This is a genomic window from Kitasatospora xanthocidica (assembly GCF_014656195.1).
Classification (GTDB): Bacteria; Actinomycetota; Actinomycetes; order Streptomycetales; family Streptomycetaceae; genus Kitasatospora; species Kitasatospora xanthocidica.
Genome location: NZ_BNBY01000016.1, coordinates 43,818 through 59,524 on the forward strand (window position 1 = coordinate 43,818; position 15,707 = coordinate 59,524).

The 15,707-nt window shown below is 72.7% G+C and carries 13 protein-coding genes; 8 read left to right on the plus strand and 5 right to left on the minus strand.

Going from position 1 to position 15,707, the window contains the following annotated elements; genetic code table 11:
• The first annotated feature begins 19 nt into the window (after positions 1 to 19).
• The 4 genes from IE332_RS25280 to IE332_RS25295 all read left to right on the plus strand — a co-directional run bounded on the left by IE332_RS25280 (position 20) and on the right by IE332_RS25295 (position 4,727).
• Positions 20 to 1,030 carry a clavaminate synthase family protein gene (locus IE332_RS25280; RefSeq protein WP_189920529.1) on the plus strand — a complete coding sequence of 337 codons (1,011 nt, stop codon included), beginning with the start codon at positions 20 to 22 and terminating at the stop codon, positions 1,028 to 1,030.
• A gap of 222 nt (positions 1,031 to 1,252) precedes the next feature.
• The gene (locus IE332_RS25285) at positions 1,253 to 2,815 is read left to right on the plus strand and encodes a flavin-containing monooxygenase (RefSeq protein WP_229928895.1); all 1,563 of its coding nucleotides are present in this window, start codon (positions 1,253 to 1,255) and stop codon (positions 2,813 to 2,815) included.
• A 719-nt stretch (positions 2,816 to 3,534) separates the two neighbouring features.
• The gene (locus IE332_RS25290) at positions 3,535 to 3,936 is read left to right on the plus strand and encodes a nuclear transport factor 2 family protein (protein ID WP_189920533.1); all 402 of its coding nucleotides are present in this window, start codon (positions 3,535 to 3,537) and stop codon (positions 3,934 to 3,936) included.
• On the plus strand, positions 3,933 to 4,727 hold the full coding sequence (locus IE332_RS25295) for an SGNH/GDSL hydrolase family protein (RefSeq protein WP_189920535.1): 795 nt from the start codon (positions 3,933 to 3,935) through the stop codon (positions 4,725 to 4,727). Before IE332_RS25290 ends, IE332_RS25295 begins: the two co-directional genes overlap by 4 nt.
• 20 nt (positions 4,728 to 4,747) lie before the next feature.
• On the opposite strand, the gene IE332_RS25300 is transcribed toward IE332_RS25295, so the two are convergent.
• Both IE332_RS25300 and IE332_RS25305 read right to left on the minus strand, forming a co-directional pair.
• On the minus strand, positions 4,748 to 5,341 hold the full coding sequence (locus tag IE332_RS25300) for a PadR family transcriptional regulator (protein WP_189920537.1): 594 nt from the start codon (positions 5,339 to 5,341) through the stop codon (positions 4,748 to 4,750).
• 563 nt (positions 5,342 to 5,904) lie between these two features.
• Positions 5,905 to 7,188 (minus strand): heparan-alpha-glucosaminide N-acetyltransferase domain-containing protein, encoded by a 1,284-nt coding sequence (locus IE332_RS25305; RefSeq protein WP_189920540.1) that lies wholly within the window; start codon positions 7,186 to 7,188, stop codon positions 5,905 to 5,907.
• Between the two features lie 280 nt (positions 7,189 to 7,468).
• On the opposite strand from IE332_RS25305, the gene IE332_RS25310 reads away from it, so the two are divergent.
• Positions 7,469 to 7,666 carry a hypothetical protein gene (locus IE332_RS25310; protein ID WP_189920542.1) on the plus strand — a complete coding sequence of 66 codons (198 nt, stop codon included), beginning with the start codon at positions 7,469 to 7,471 and terminating at the stop codon, positions 7,664 to 7,666.
• A 48-nt stretch (positions 7,667 to 7,714) separates the two neighbouring features.
• Positions 7,715 to 7,930 (plus strand): hypothetical protein, encoded by a 216-nt coding sequence (locus tag IE332_RS25315; protein ID WP_189920544.1) that lies wholly within the window; start codon positions 7,715 to 7,717, stop codon positions 7,928 to 7,930.
• Positions 7,931 to 8,403: 473 nt separating this feature from the next.
• Here the strand turns inward: IE332_RS25315 and IE332_RS25320 are convergent, their stop codons facing one another.
• Positions 8,404 to 10,194: an ABC transporter ATP-binding protein gene (locus IE332_RS25320; RefSeq protein ID WP_229928896.1), complete on the minus strand. Its 1,791-nt coding sequence runs from the start codon at positions 10,192 to 10,194 to the stop codon at positions 8,404 to 8,406.
• Positions 10,195 to 10,406: 212 nt separating this feature from the next.
• Here IE332_RS25320 and IE332_RS25325 point away from each other — a divergent pair, with 212 nt between their 5' ends.
• Positions 10,407 to 11,093 carry a response regulator gene (locus IE332_RS25325; RefSeq protein ID WP_189920548.1) on the plus strand — a complete coding sequence of 229 codons (687 nt, stop codon included), beginning with the start codon at positions 10,407 to 10,409 and terminating at the stop codon, positions 11,091 to 11,093.
• 16 nt (positions 11,094 to 11,109) lie between these two features.
• Here the strand turns inward: IE332_RS25325 and IE332_RS25330 are convergent, their stop codons facing one another.
• On the minus strand, positions 11,110 to 12,444 hold the full coding sequence (locus IE332_RS25330) for a cation:proton antiporter (RefSeq protein ID WP_229928897.1): 1,335 nt from the start codon (positions 12,442 to 12,444) through the stop codon (positions 11,110 to 11,112).
• Between the two features lie 593 nt (positions 12,445 to 13,037).
• Here IE332_RS25330 and IE332_RS25335 point away from each other — a divergent pair.
• Positions 13,038 to 14,138 carry a sensor histidine kinase gene (locus IE332_RS25335; protein ID WP_229928907.1) on the plus strand — a complete coding sequence of 367 codons (1,101 nt, stop codon included), beginning with the start codon at positions 13,038 to 13,040 and terminating at the stop codon, positions 14,136 to 14,138.
• 388 nt (positions 14,139 to 14,526) lie between these two features.
• On the opposite strand, the gene IE332_RS25340 is transcribed toward IE332_RS25335, so the two are convergent.
• Positions 14,527 to 15,540 (minus strand): LacI family DNA-binding transcriptional regulator, encoded by a 1,014-nt coding sequence (locus IE332_RS25340; RefSeq protein WP_189920748.1) that lies wholly within the window; start codon positions 15,538 to 15,540, stop codon positions 14,527 to 14,529.
• Positions 15,541 to 15,707 lie beyond the last annotated feature (167 nt).

Below are 15,707 nucleotides of genomic sequence, written 5' to 3' on the forward strand. Positions count from 1 at the left end.
ACCCCCGGCAGGAGACCTGATGCCCGAGACGACGCCCGACACCCACCGAAGCACTGTCGCCGCCGCCGACTGGGACCTGGGCCAGGCCGATGCCGACGCGTGCGAGCGGCTGGCCCGCACCCTGTGCACCGGAGGGCACGACCAGGTCGACAGTCCCGAGTGGGTGGCACGGGCCAGGGACGCCTGGGAGGACCTCCCGCCACGACTGCGCCGTGCGGTGCGCCGGTTCCGAAGGCACTCCGGCCCGCACGGCACCATCGTGATCGGCGGCCTGCCCGTCGATCAGGCAGGCCTGCCCGCGACACCGGCCGTGCCCGGCTCGGTCCAGCGCCAGGCCACCGTCCCGGCCGCGGTTCTCACCATGGTGGCCTGCGGGCTCGGCGAACCGCTCGCCTACCTGGCCGAGAAATCCGGCGCCCTCGTGCAGGACGTCGTGCCCGTGCCCGGGCAGGAGACCTTCCACGGCAACGCCGGATCGGTGCCGCTCTCCTTCCACACCGAGAACGGCTTCCACCCCCATCCACCCGACTACGTGGTCTTCCTGTGCCTGCGCGCCGACCACGACCGGGTCGCCGGCATGCGCGTCGCCGGCCTCCGCCGAGCACTGCCGCTCCTCACCCCGGCCGGCCGACAGGCCCTGTTCGCACCCGAGTTCATCACCACACCACCACCCTCCTTCGGCCCCGGCACCGCCACGGGCGAGCCCGCTGCCGAGCCCCGACCGGTGCTGTCGGGAGCAGCCGAGGACCCCGACATCCGCATGGCCCAACTCGTCACGACCCCGCTGACCCCGCGGGCCGCCGCGGCGCTGACCGAATTCGGCCGCGCCTGCGAGGAGACCGCCCGCACCCTACGCCTGGCACCCGGCGACCTGGTCGTCATCGACAACCGGGTCACCGTCCACGGCCGCACCGCCTTCCAGCCCCGCTACGACGGAGCGGACCGCTGGCTGCAACGCACCTACGTCACCACCGACCTGCGCCGCTCCCGCGACCACCGCCCCCACGACGGCCACATACTGACCCGCTGACCCGCTGACCCGCTGACCGGCCTGAAGCGCGGGAACCGGCCCCGTTGCCTGGGTGGTGCAGGTCAGCACCGGGAGCACCCTGTGCCACGGAAGAGTGATGCCGCGGGGTTTCGAGAGCATTCGGCTGCTCGGTCCGGGACGCTGACGGTGCCGCGCACCGGAAGCAACGGGAGAGAAGACACCATGCACGAGGCCCGCCGTCGGCCTGACCGGAGCAGCGCCGTGATTCCCGCACAGGCCACCCGACCCGGTGGCAAGGACGCGCACGTCGTGGTCGTCGGAGCAGGGCTCTCCGGTATCGGCGCCGCCATCCGGCTGCGGCAGGCCGGGGTGCGAGACGTGCTCCTTCTGGAGAAGGCGCCGCAACTCGGCGGCACGTGGCGGGAGAACACCTACCCGGGCTGCGCCTGTGACGTGCCCTCGACGCTCTATAGCTACTCGTTCACCCCGGACACCGCCTGGAGCAGGCTCTTCGCCGGGCAGCAGGAGATCCACGGCTATCTGCGGACGACGGCCGAACGGTACGGGCTCGGCGACGTACTGCGGTGCGGAGTGGACGTGCGGGGAGCCCGGTGGGATCCGGCGGCCGGGCGCTGGCTGCTGGAGACCGGCGACGGGCCCTACAGTGCCGCGGTACTGGTCCTGGCCACCGGCCCGTGGCACCTCCCGCGCCACCTCGACGTCCCCGGGACCGAGGAGTTCACCGGGCCCGTGCTCCACACCGCACGCTGGGACCGGACCGTCGACCTGACCGGGCGTCGGGTCGCCGTGGTGGGCAGCGGCGCCTCCGCCGTCCAGCTCGTCCCCGCCGTCGCGGCCCGCGCGGCGACCGTCCACGTCTTCCAACGGACGGCCCACTGGGTGCTCCCCAAACCCGACCTGCCGGTACCCGCGCCGTTCAACCGGTTCCTGGACCACGTGCCCGGTGCCCGCGGCGCCTTGCGCGCCGGGCAGTACGCGCTGCAGGAGGGCTTCGGCCTCGCCTTCCGCCACCCGCCACTCGCCCGCCTGATCGAGGCGGGAGCCCGCGCGCACCTGCGGATCGCGGTCCGCGACCGGCGGCTGCGCCAGGTGCTCACGCCGGACTACCGGTTGGGCTGCAAGCGCCTCCTGACCTCCAGCACCTTCTACCGTGCCCTGGCCCAGCCACATGTCCGCCTGCATCCCACCGCCGTGACAGCGGTACACGGGAACGAGGTCGTCGGCGCCGACGGCACCGTGGTCCAGGCCGACGTCCTCGTCACGGCCACGGGCTTTCGCATGGGTGAGCTGCCGCTGGCCCGGAGCCTGCACGGCACGAACGGCCTGACACTGCACGAAGCCTGGGACGGCGGACCGCAGGCGTACCTGGGCACCACCGTCAGCGGCTTCCCCAACCTCTTCCTCCTGCTGGGGCCCAATCTGCTCGGTGGCTCCACCTCCGCGATCACCGTTCTGGAAGCCCAACTGACGTACCTCACCGCCGCCCTGGCCCACCTCGACCACGGCGGCCACCGCGCCCTGGAGGTCCGGGCGGCCGCACAGGCCGCGCACAACACCGCGGTGCAGGAGGCGTTGCGGACCACCGTGTACAACTCCGGCGGCTGCACCAGCTACTACTTCAGCCCCGGCGGGCGGAACACCTTCGCCTGGCCGTGGTCCACCGGGCGGCTGATTCGCCGGCTGAGCCGCTTCGACCCCGATTCCTACACCTGGCACCCGGCGGTCGGGCCCGTCCCCCTGCCCGCCCCGGCACCGCCGCAACACGACGACCGTCCGGCTGCCGCGAAAGGGAAACAGCCGTGACGACCGCAATGGAGCACCGGCCGAACACCGGAAGAAGCTCCTGGCGGACGCATTTGGCGTAGGAGGCCGCAGTGGACGGCTCGAGCGTCCACTCCTGCAACGCCACCCACTCCAGCAGGAACGCACCGATCGTGAGCTTGCGGTCCTCGAGCACGCCCGTCGCCTCCGCGTTCGGCACGCACTGCAGTGCGTTCACGGCATCCTCCCGTGACCCGTAACCGCTGCGCCGCCGGGTGCTGCGTCCCTCGCCGTTCGTCGGCATGTCCACCGCGTACGCCCAGCTCCCGTGCAGTGCATCCGCCGCCGGCCGCGGGCGGCGTGCCCCGATCGGACGTCGATCCGCGCGCCGGCATCCACAGCGCCGGTGGACCCGCCCACGCTCGAACTCAGCCTCACTGGACGCCGTTGGACTCTCCCTTCACGCAAGCAACTTCCGTCTCATGACCGCCCACTCGGCAGCTGCGAGGTCGCACTGGGCAAAGGGGGGGCGAAACACACCCGCAGCGCACGACACGGTGCTCACCCCGATCCGACCTGGAGCCAGGTTTGACCTTCGGCACTGGGTGGGTCTGCCCGCTTGGACCGGTCTGCAGGCCCTGGCTCCGCTGTCTGTGATGGAAGGTCAGCCTCGACACCCGTTCCGACGCTCGACATCGCCCGGATCGCGCGACTAGGCTCGCGCACAGCAGCTATTCAATTTGTTGACTATGGAGCCTGCCGTGCACCCCTTCCGCGCAGCCGTCGAGGCCGGCGACCACGACGCCATCGAGGCCCTTCTGGCAGAGGACGTCGTCTTCACCAGCCCCGTCGTCTTCAAGCCCTACCCGGGCAAGGCCATGACCGCCGCGATCCTGCGCGGTGCCGCACGGGTCCTCGAGGACTTCCAGTACGTCCGCGAGATCAACGACGGCGGCGGCCGCGACCACGCTTTCGTCTTCAAGGCCACCGTCGACGGCCGCGAGGTGCACGGCTGCGACTTCCTCCACGTCGACGAGGACGGCCTGATCGACGAGTTGACGGTGATGGTCCGGCCCCTCTCCGGCGCGCAGGCGCTCGCCGCCGCGATGGGCGCGCAGTTCGAGCGGATCACCGCCGAGGCGCTGGGCGCGTCCGAGGCATGACCGTGACCACGGGTTTCCGCCGCTACGTCGCGGTCGGCGACAGCCAGACCGAGGGCCTGGGTGACGGTGACGAGGCGGCCGGATGGCGCGGCTGGGCGGACCGGTTGGCCGAGACGATCGCCGGGGACGAACCCGGCCTGCTCTACGCCAACCTCGCCGTGCGCGGCCGACTCGCCGGCCAGGTGCGGGCCGAACAGCTCGCCCCCGCCCTCGCGCTGCGACCGGACCTGGTCACCGTGGTCGCCGGGATGAACGACCTGATGCGGCCGGGCTTCGACGCGGGCGAGGTGGTGGCGGAGCTGGACGCGATGTTCGCCGCCTTCACGGCCACCGGGGCGCGGGTGCTCACCTTCACCTTCCCCGACATCGGCCGGATCGCGCCGCTGGCCCGCGGGCTGCGACCCCGGCTCCTGGACCTCAACGCGCGCATCCGGGCCACGGCCGACCACCGCGGCGTCGCGGTCGTCGACTTCTTCCCGCACGAGGTGACGACCGATCCGCGCATGTGGAGCGCGGACCGGCTGCACGCGAGCCCGCTCGGCCACGCCGGGATCGCCGCCGCGGCGGCCGAAGCGCTCGCGCTGCCCGGCAGCGACAGCGGGTGGGCCGAGCCGCTGCCACCGCTCCCGGCAGCGGGGCTCCGTCGGCGAGCCGCCCAGGAGGCCGCCTGGATCGGCACCTTCCTCGGACCGTGGCTGACGCGCCGCCTGCGCGGGCGCTCCTCCGGCGACGGAAGGGTCGCGAAGCGCCCGGATCTGCGGCCCGTCGGGGCTCCCCGCCCGGCGTACTGAGCGGCCGCCCGCAAAGACCGTCAGACCGGCCCCTGCGCCGGCCCCCGCACGGGGGCCGGCGCGGCGGCCCGCCGGTCCAGAACGGCGAGTGCCCGCTCGCACCAGCGCTGGTTCTCGCGCTCGAACGACAGTCCGCGCATCAGCGTCAGATACGGCCCGATACGTTCGGCCGTGGCGAGGTACTCGTCCTCGAAACGCCCGTCCAGCAGCCGGGCCCGCAGGCGCTCGTAGCGGGCCACCTTGGCCTGCGCCCACACCAGCCGTTCGAGCAGCGCCGCGCGCACGGCGTCCGGGTCGCCCGCGTCCACGGCCTGCACCTGGACGAGCAGCTCGTCCCGGATCGCGGACGGCCGTGGCGGCGAGGCCGTGAACGACCGCAGCGCGGCGCGGCCCGCCTCGGTGAGCGAGAACAGCCGCTTGTTCGGCCGCCGCTCCTGCTCGACGACCCGGGCGCTGACCAGACCCTCGGCCTTCATCCGGTCCAGCTCCCGGTAGAGCTGCTGCGGTGTGGCCATCCAGAAGTTCGCCGCCGACGCGTCGAACGCCTTCGTCAGGTCGTAACCGGACGCCTCGCCCTCCAGGAGGGTCGACATGATCGCGTTGCGCAGGGCCATGCCGCCAGCCTAGCGAGCGCCACCGTGCACCGGCGACCGACGCGATTAATCAACAAGGCACATATCGCTGAGACGCCTCCCGGCATGCTCCTGGAGGGGGCCTGTTGCGCGGCCTGGACCGGTGGGCGTACCTGGCTGTCGGCGCTGTTCATCGGTGTCGGTGATGCACTGCTTGGCCTGGTCGTCGTCCTGGCGAACACGTTGGTGAAGTGATGACACGGCAGGCGCGCTGACGTCCGGCCCCGCGGGTGGCGGAGCCGGACGAACGGACGGCCGGCGTCCTCCCCGAGGCCGGCGAATCGGGGTGCGGGCCCGGACGCCGGAGGATCTTCCGGTTCCCGGGCCTGCCCGTGGACGGCGGCGGCCTGCCGTCACCGTGCTGCGGCCGTCGTCATGCCGGCCGCAGCTGCGCCGTTGCTTCCCGGCGGTGCTCCTTGCGTGACGCCTCGGCCTGTCCTGCGGTGCCCGACGGGCGGGCGAGCGCGCCGCCCGCTGGAGTGGCTGCGGGCGGACACACCGCGCACGGGCTGCGCAGCCACTCCTCGGAACCGTTCGGTCGGCGGTCACCTGACGAGCTTGGCGGGCTTGGTGGCGAGGTTGACGAGGTACTCCAGGGGTCCGCGGCGGAAGAAGCGGGACCAGACCGCGGCGAACAGGACGGCGCCGGCGATGAAGCACAGCAGTGGCGTGGTGGAGGCGGCGGTGTCGCCGAGCGGCACGCTCAGTGCCATGGAGGCCACGAAGTGCCCGACGTACGCCGTCAGTGACATCGTGCCGACGGCGATGACCGGGGTCAGCAGCCGCCGGAGCCACGGCAGGCCGGTCATCGCGACCGTCGCGCCGACCAGCACGGTGATCGCGACTCCCAGGCTGCCGGCCATGTCGAACGTCGACCCGCTGTGCGGCTGGGCGAGCAACAGCATCCAGGCATCGGCACTGTCGGCCGCTCCGGCGTCGCCACCGGACTTCAGGGCCGCCTTGCCCATCTCGGATGCGGAGTCGAGGGCCGACGAGCTGCCGGAGCCACCGGCGGCCCGGCCCGACGGCTGCTGTGCGAGGTCGTGGAGTCGGTCGGAGAAGCGGGCCAGCAGGAGGGGCACGCCGTATCCGAAGGCGATGAGCGCGGCGCCGAGTGCGGTGAGCCGTCGCTGCACGGTGACGGCGGACAGGTCGAGGCGGCCCAATGCCATGCCGGTGACCACGTACGTCATCCAGGTGACGGTCGGGTAGAAGCCGGTGAGCAGGAGGTCCAGGACGCCGACGTCGCTGAGCTGCTTGAGCGGGTCGTAGGCGTTGACGGCCGCCTCGAAGGAGCCGGTGACCAGCGCCTTCAGCCCGTACTGCAGGAGCGGGGTGACCACGGCGAGGACGGCCGCGATGATCGCGAGCGTCCTGGCCGGCAGCCGGAGCAGGGGCAGGGCGAGCAGGAAGTACACGCCGTAGAAGGCGAGGATCACCACGGATCCGGCGCCGGCCGCCGCGAGCGCCGTACCCATCGCGATCAGGACTCCGGCACGGATCGCGATGCGGACCTTCGCCTGACGGCCCGCCAGTCCCGTCTTCGGTTCGCGGCGCCCGGCGATCAGCATCAGCGAGAACCCGGCGAGCGTCGCGAAGAGCACTGACGCGCGCCCTTCCGACAGCTGCAGCAGCCAGCCGCCGACACCGCCCACGGAGGCCGCCTGCGGACCGATGTGCACGGCGTACATGCCGAACACGGCCAGCGCGCGGGCGAGGTCCACGCCCACCAGCCGACCGGTGGACGCGGGCTTCGCCGACGGAGCGGGGTCGGGCCCGGCAGAGGCGTTCGACGGTGGCGACGTCCGCGTGGGATCCAGGGGTGTCATGGCGCCAATCTCGCCGTCCGCGGCCGGTGTGGACCATCCGGCGGGTTTCCGTGCCACCCCCGCCGATCGGCCGGGCCGTCCCCGCCGAACGCCTGCCGCAGCATCGCCCGGCGGCGCCAGGCCCACGGGAGGCCGGTCTCAGGAACCAGCCACCCGGGCGGCCGCCGGGAACAGCTGCCGCTGCTCCCGCCGACCAGCGGAGAAGCGGCGGCCATCCGGCGGGGTACCCCCGGCTCCCCGCCGGATGGGATCCGCAACCGCCCGCCGACAGAGTGGGATCGTGTATCCGAACCCACTCTCCCGAACCGCCCGCCCCACCGGCAGGCTGCGGCAGCGCGCCGCCGCCTCGACGGTCTGGTACCTGCGGCTGGTCGCACTGCTCAACCTGGTGGCGGTGCGGCCCTGGTCCTGCTCGCCGTGGCCTCCGGACCGCAGGGCGGCCACCACGCCGCGCCGGCCTTCCACTGGTGGCTGCTGATCGCCACCACCGTGGTGATCGTCGGCGGGAGCCGAGGGCCACCAGCGAGTGGCCCTGCTCGCCGCCCGCACCCTGGGACTCCACACGGCGCAGGACCCGCAAGCCCCCTGGCCCGCCGAGCCGCCCCGCTCCACCGCGGCGCACTACCGGGAGGACTTCCACTGGGCTCGCACGTACCTGGCGCCCTGGGTCGGCCGCCGCCTGCGCGGCGAGACCTCCGGTGACCACCTCGCCCCCAAGCGCCCCGAGCCGACCCCGGTCTGACACTGCCATCGGCACGCCGTAGGCGGCAGCGGTGAGCCGCGACTGCTCACCCTGTTCGCGGCGGAGACGGTGACCGGTGGCAGTCGGCCCGTCGGCGGCGTCCGTCCGTGACGGCACTGGACCCGTCAGCCCTGCTCGCCCCCGCGTGACTGGAGAAGGGCCTGCTCCCGGCCGAGCGGCTCAGCGCAGTGCGGCGTCGCGTCGCGTCCATCCCGCGTACCCGGGCAGGCCGGACCGGCCGGCGCGGGGATCGGCAGCACCGCCTCGGGGGTGTGGGCGTTGTGACGCTCGGCGCTGGCCTCTCATGGAATATTCGCCCATTTCTGATGGGAATCCGACAGCCCGGCTACGCACAATCCCCACACTGCCGGAGCGGCATCCCCTGGACCTCTACGGACGTCCGCCCCGTGCCCGGCGCCGGACCGCGCGGTGCCTGCTTCGGCATCGCGCGGCCGCGTGTACGGCGCGTGAGGTCAGCGAGCCGGGGTCAGCAGTTGGGTGCTGGCCAGTTCGGCGTAGAGCTCGTCCTGTTCGACGAGTTCCGCGTGGGTGCCGACGGCCCGGACCCGGCCCGCGTCCATCACCACGATCCGGTCGGCGCCGGTGACCGTGGACAGGCGGTGGGCCACGACCAGGACGGTGGTCTCCCGGGCCGCCTGCGCCACGATGTCCCGCACCGCGAGCTCGTTGACGGCGTCGAGTTGTGAGGTCGCCTCATCGAGGAGCAGCAGGCGGGGCTTGCGCAGCAGGGCGCGGGCGATGGCGACGCGCTGGCGCTCGCCGCCGGAGAGCCTGGAGCCGCGGTGCCCGACCAGGGTGTCCAGGCCGTCGGGCAGACGGGCAACGAGAGCGTCGAGCCTGGTACGGGTCAGGACGTCGGCCAGCTCCTGGTCGGAGGCGTCGGGTGCGGCGAAGAGCAGGTTCTCGCGGAGTGTGCCGGCCAGGACCGGGGCGTCCTGCTCGACGTAGCCGATGGTGGAGCGCAGCCGGGGCAGGGACCAGTCGCGGACGTCTTCGCCGTCGACCAGCACGCGTCCGCCGGTCGCGTCGTGGAAGCGTTCGAGCAGGGCGAAGACCGTGGACTTGCCCGCGCCGGACGGGCCGACGAAGGCGGTCATCCCGCCGGCCGGCACGTCGAAGGTCATCTCGTGATGGATTTCGGGCAGGTCTGGACGGTAGCGGAAGGACACGCGGTCGAAGCGGACCGACGCCGGGCCTGCGTCCGGGCGGGAAGGGGCGGGCAGGGTGAGCCGGCGCAGTTCCCGGTCTTCGGTGGCGAGCCGCTGTGCCCGGGTGATCCGGGAGATCGCGGCCGCACCCTCCTGGTACTGGGAGGCGGCGTCGACCAGCCGGGACACCGGTTCGATCAGGTAGAAGACGTACAGCAGGAAGGCGATCAGCGTGGACACCGGGATCGCCCCGGACGCGACCCGGGCCCCGCCGACCGCGAGCACCGCCAGGAACGCCAGCTCGACGGCGAGGACGTCCGCGGACTTCGCGAGTGCTTCCCACTTGGCGCCGCGCACGCCGTGATGCCAGGCCCGTTGGGCGGCGGCCGTCACCCGGGCGGTCTCCCGTTCCTCGGCGCCGGACGCCTTCACGGTGCGGTAGGCACCGAAGGCGCGTTCCAGTTCGGTGGAGATCTCGCCGACCGCCTCCTGTGAGCGTTCGGTGGCCTCGGAGATCTTCGGCATCACCAGGGCGACGGCCCCGCCGACCACGGCCACGACGCCGAGCGTCACGCCCAGCAGGACCGGGTCCAGGACGGCCATCAGCGCGACGGCCGCCACCAGGGTGACCACGCCGGTGGCGCCGGAGACCAGCTCCCGGGTGGTGACGGCGCGCAGCAGCGTGGTGTCCGAGGTGACGCGGGACATCAGGTCGCCCGGCGGGATCCGGTCCACCTCCGAGATCCGCAGGCGCAGCAGCCGTCCGATCAGGCTTCGGCGGGCGGCCAGCACGACGGACTCGGCGGTGCGCTCCAGCACGTATCCGCTGAGTGCCTCGAACACCGTGCCGAGCAGTACGAGCGCGGTGAGGGACAGCACGATCGCGGTGATGGCCTGGCCGGAGGAGAGCCGGTCCACCAGCGCCTTGGTGGCCAGCGGCTGCAGCAGCCCGCCGGCCGAGCCGACCAGTGCGCACAGCAGGCCGAGTGCGACGGTCCACCGGTGCGGCCGGACGTACCCGTACAGCGCCTTGAACGTCGCCCGTGCGGACAGCGGCGCGATGTCCGCGTTCGACGGGTCGGATGCGGTGTTCACAGGATTCCTCTCGATCGACGGCGTACCGGTCCAGCGTGGAGGCCCGCCGGGGCCCCGGCCCATCCGGTGACCGTCCGGACCACCCCCGCCCCCTGGCTGAACCGCCCCCGCCGGGTGGCACACCCGGCCGTGCCCGTGGCCCCTGTGCGCCGGTGTGGGCGGGCACGGGATCATGGGTCGGTACGGGACGGCTCGTGAACGACGGAGGACGTGTGATCCGGGTAGTGGTGGTGGACGACGAAGCGCTGATCAGGTCGGGGTTCGGCATGATCCTCAACGCGGCGGACGACATCGAGGTGGTGGCCACCGCCGTCGGCGGACGAGCCGTCGCCACCGTCCGGGAACACCGGCCGGACGTCGTCCTGCTCGACATCCGCATGCCGGATGTGGACGGGCTCAGCGTGCTGCGGGAACTGGTCGCGCTGCCCTCGCCTCCGGTGGTGGCGATGCTCACCACCTTCGACACGGACGAGTACATCCTGGCCGCGCTGAACTCGGGGGCGGCCGGCTTCCTGCTCAAGGACACCGAGCCCGAGCACCTCGCCCCGCAGGTACGCACCCTCGCGGCGGGCGGGGTCGTCCTGTCGCCGAAGGCGTCCGAGAGCCTGCTGCGCGGCCACCCCGGCAGCGGCCCTGCCGTGGTGGACGAGGAAGCCGCACGGGCCGACCGGCTCACCGACCGGGAGCGGGAGGTGCTGGTGCTGCTCGCCGAGGGGCTGTCGAACGCCGACATCGGCGTACGCCTCCACCTGGGGACCGGCACGGTGAAGGACCACGTCAGCGCGATCCTCACCAAGCTCAGGGTCGGTGGGCGGGTGCAGGCCGCGCTGCTCGCCCAGCGCGCGGGCCTGCTGGCCGACGTCCCGAACGGGATGGGTGATACGCCGCGGCGCCTGTGACGTGGGGTATCGAGGCTCACTCGCGCCGTGGGGCGGCCGAGGAGCGAGGAGCCTCGTCTCCCCGGACGTCCCGGACATCACCGACCTCTTCTGCGCTCCTGGCATCCACCGCCTTCTCCGGACGGGGCCGGGCCTTGCCGCGCAGCGCGCGGGCGATGGCCAGCGAACCACCGCCGTGCAGCAGGATGCTGCCGAGGACGACGACGACCATGGCGTCGAGTGCGCTGTTGGCCGCCGGCCCGTCCGGGAGGGCATTGAAGGCGAGCAGCCCGAACACGATCGAGGTGGTGCCGCGCGGACCGAGTGCGCCGACCATCAGCCGCTCGGCCCGGCTGAACCGGGAGCCGAGCAAGGACAGCAGGACCGGCACGATCCGCAGTACGGTGAGCGCGGCCGCGCACAGCACCAGCACCGGCCAGTCGACGCCGACGACGAACGTGAGCACCACCGCGTTGCCGAAGAAGAACCACATGACCATGGTCATCATGGCGCTGGTGTCCTCGAGCAGCTGGAAGTCCGAGCCGACCGGCACTGCGGCGCCGTGGCGCTCCGGGGCCCGCCTCACGTACCGGAAGGCGACACCGGCCACGAACGAGGCGACGAAGCCGTTGCCGTGCGCCGCGGTGGTCGAGGTGTAGGCCAGCAGCGGGACGATCAGCACCAGGATCCGGCGGGACTGGTCGGTCATCCAGTGCGCGCGCTGGGCGAGGTTCATCAGCCAGGCGAGCACCGCGCCCACCAGCGCGCCGAGCACCAGCGCCTTGACCGCGAACGGCACGGTCGTGCCCAGCGCCCCCAGCGGCGTGCGCTTCTCGGCCGTCGACCCGGCCAGCACCAGCGCGAACAGGAAGAGCGGCGACACGATGCCGTCGTTGTAACCGCTCTCCACGTTGAGCACGCTGCGCACTCGCGCGGGGATCCGCCGGTCGCGGACCAGGATCTCGGCCGGGGCGAAGTCGGTCGGGATGACGACGCAGGCGATCAGCAGCAGCACCGCGACCGGCAGATCCGACAGCAGCAGCCCGCCGAGCAGGACCGTCGCGCCGAGACTCAGCGGCAGCGCCACCAGCAGGACCCGGGCCGCCGAGCCCGGGTCCCGGCCGAACAGCCGTCCGCCCCGCAGCTCGGTGGCGTCGACGAAGAGGAGCACGGCCAGGATGATCTCCGCCACACGCTGGGCGACCTCGGAGTTCATCGCGGCGGCGATCTCGCTGTGCGTGAACAGGCCGGTGACCACACCCGCGAGCACCAGCACCAGCGGTGCCCGTACGTGCCGGCGCTCCAGCCGCCCGGCGACGAGCGACCAGCCGGCCACCACCGCGGTGATCACGATCAGGACAGGGATCAACAAGGGAACTTCCGCTTTCGAACGGGAACAGGGGTGACACCCCCACTGCCCCGCTGGGCGAAGGGGAGTGTCCGTCGGCCTTCAGTACATGCCGGACACGGTCCAGGACGGGCGAAGGTGCGGCGGGACGCCGGTTCGTGTCGGGGGTGACCACGCCCATTCCAGCGGGCGATCCGCTCCCGGTCACTCCGCCGACAGCCGGGCACACCCCCGCCGACCGGCGGAACACCTTCGACGGGGGCGGATTCCCCTGCCGACCGGATGAGATCACCCCGCCGGGTGGCCGGAGCTGCCGTCCGGCCTCCGCTGCGACGACGCCGAAGCCTTAGGGTCGGCTCCGACGGAACACCTGCCGGAGCGGGTTGCGGACCGACTCAGCCCGGCCACACCCGGTCGACGACCCACGTCGGTCACCTCGGGTCCGTCGACCACGAGCCGGGGCCGTGGCGGCAGGAACGGATCAGAGCGAAGGCGAGGCGGCACACATGGGCAAGGAGGCGGTGACGGACCAGGAGGCGCTGGTCAGTCGGACGGGGCCGACCGAGGAGCGGCCGCAGGTGGACGCGACGGGCCGGGCCCGCGCGCTGTGGGCACGGGTGCCCGCTCCCGTCGTGGACGGCGCCCTGGTCGCGGCGGCGGGCATCGACAGCTGGCTGAACCTCACCGAGGATCCGGCGCCCCTCGACTGGGCGGTGGCCGCGCTCGCCTGCGCCGCGCTGGCACTGCGGCGCAGGTTCCCCCTCGGCGTGCTGCTGCTCACCCTGCCGATCGCCTTCACCCAGGACGACATCGCCCTCGCACCGATCGTGGCGCTGTTCACCCTCGCCGAACGCTCCCGTAACCGCCGGCTGCTCGCGTTCTGCGCCCTCGGTACCGCGCTGGCCAGCATCGTCCCGTGGTCCCTTGGCGGCCCGTTCGAGGTCAGCCGGACCTTCACCCTGGTCACGTTCGTGTACAGTCTCGCCACCGCGGCCGCCGCCGTGCTGTTCGGACAACTCCTCCAGACCCGCAGGGACCTGGAGCGGCAGATGGCCGAGACCGAGGCGGTCAGGGAGCACGAGCGGATCCTGCACGCCCAGACCGTACTCGCCCGCGAACGCGCCCAACTGGCCCGCGAGATGCACGACGTGGTCTCCCACCAGGTCAGCCTGATCGCCGTGCGCGCCGGGGCACTCCAGATGTCCACCCGGGACGAGGACGCCAAGGACGCCGCCCGCACCATCCGCTCCCTGAGCGTCACCACGCTGGACGAGCTGCGCACCATGGTCAGGCTGCTGCGCGCCTCCGGAGGCCGCGACACCGAACTGACCCCCCAGCCCACCCTGGCCGACCTGCACCGGCTCGTGGACTCCAGCGGCATCGAGACCCGCCTGACCGGAGATCTGCCGCCCGACCTCGGCGCCTCCGCCCAGCGGGCCGTGTACCGGACGGTCCAGGAAGCGCTGACCAACGCCCGCAAGCACGCCCCCGGTGCCACCGCGACCGTCGAACTCCGGCAGGACGGGACCGGCGTCGGGGTCACCGTCACCAACAGCGCGCCCGCCCGCCCCTCCCTCGCCCTGCCCAGTTCCCAGCAGGGCCTGATCGGCCTGCGTGAACGCGCCGAGATCCTGCACGGCACCCTCGAGTCCGGCCCGACGACTGAAGGCGGCTACCGGGTCAGCCTGCGTATCCCCCTCACCACCGACAGCAGCTGAGCTCACCGGACACTCCCCGCCCACCGAGCCGGGAGCTGCGCGGCGGGCAGCTCCCGCCACCGGGCGCGGGTGCGCCCCCGGGGTGCCGACCCACCTGGACGACCACGACCTCGGTGGCTGTGCGGGAAAGGGCGCTGTTACCGGAGGGCCATGACCCACTGCGTTCGGATCCGGCAAGGAGAAGCGGAACCGCTCGGAGGGCGTACGCCGCGGTGCCTCGTCCGGGCTAGGGCGTGTCTGACAATTCGCGTCGGATCAGCGCGCGGCGTTGGGGTGCGTGCATCGCAAGGCGGAGGAGGGAGTCCATGCGGAGCATCGGCGACCGACGACAACGCGGCGAGGTGCGTGCCCCGGCGTCGCGCGCCCGGCGGGAATTGTCAGACACGCCCTAGGTGGCGCGCACGGGGCCGGTGCTGCCGCGCAGGGAGACCGGCGGGGCCAGCAGGATGTTGCGGAAGGGGGTCGTGGGGTCGGCGATGCGTTCGAGCAGCAGGTCCATGGCCTGGGTGCCGATGTCCTGGGCCGGTACGTCCGCGGCGGTCAGTGGGGGGCGGAACTCCTCGGCCCAGGTGCGGCCGACGACGCCGGTGATGGAGAAATCCCCGGGCACGTTGAGGCCGGCCTCCTCCAGGCCGCGCTGGATTCCGGGTAGCGCGGCCTCGTTGATGGTCGCGATCGCGGTGACGTCGGGGTGCTCGCGCAGGAGTCGGGTGGCGCATACCAGACCGGCGGCCGCGTCGTCCCCGCACTCCAGGTCGATGCCCTGGATGCCGCGCTGGGCGAGGGCCGCGGTGAACCCGTCACGGGCCCGGTGCCCCGGCCCGTAGCCGGCTGCCATCAGTTCGACCGAGCGGTTGACCAGCGCGATGCGGGTGTGGCCCAGGTCCGCGAGGTGGTGCACGCACTGGTTGATCACGGTGGCGTAGTCGACATCGATCCAGCACATCTCGTGGGCGCGGGCGGTGTGCCCGATGCCGACGAACGGCAGCTTGGCGTTCTGCAGCCTGCGGACCCGGGAATCCTCCAGGCGGATCTCCATCAGGATCACCCCGTCGACGCGCCCTCCGGAGAGGAGGCGCTCGAACGACCGGTCGTGGTCTCCCCCGGAGGGGGACAGCAGGACGTCCAGGTCGGCACGGGCTGCGGCTTCGACCACGCTGGCCACGAAGCCGAGCTGCATGTGGGTCAGCCGCCTGCTGGCGGGAGGGATCACCAGGCCGATGGTCCGGGTCCGGCCTTCCTTGAGCGCGCGGGCCGCGGCGTTGGGCCGATAGCCGAGCTCGTCGATGACGTCCTGGATGCGCTTGCGGGTGGCGTCCGAGACCGAGCGCTTGCCGCTGAGCGCGTAGGAGACGGTGCTCCGCGAGACGCCTGCGCGGCTGGCGATCTCCCCGATGTTCATCGCTGTCCTCATGTCGCGGCTGATAGTCGAACCGATTCGGTAGACGGTAGTGCGCTTCTCCGCGAGCCGCAAGCCGCACGGCATGGCTGCCCACGGGTGGCACGCACCCCAGCCCCCAGTCGCTCCGCGATGAAGTTCGACCGGGCTATTGACGGCCTCAGATGCCA

What these genes read in the sequence shown, in the direction of transcription:
- IE332_RS25295 (WP_189920535.1), top strand. Translation starts at nt 3,933, where the DNA reads ATGACCGTGACCACGGGTTTCCGCCGCTACGTCGCGGTCGGCGACAGC.
- IE332_RS25300 (WP_189920537.1), bottom strand. Translation starts at nt 5,341, where the DNA reads ATGGCCCTGCGCAACGCGATCATGTCGACCCTCCTGGAGGGCGAGGCG.
- IE332_RS25305 (WP_189920540.1), bottom strand. Translation starts at nt 7,188, where the DNA reads ATGACACCCCTGGATCCCACGCGGACGTCGCCACCGTCGAACGCCTCT.
- IE332_RS25340 (WP_189920748.1), bottom strand. Translation starts at nt 15,540, where the DNA reads ATGAACATCGGGGAGATCGCCAGCCGCGCAGGCGTCTCGCGGAGCACC.
- IE332_RS25280 (WP_189920529.1), top strand. Translation starts at nt 20, where the DNA reads ATGCCCGAGACGACGCCCGACACCCACCGAAGCACTGTCGCCGCCGCC.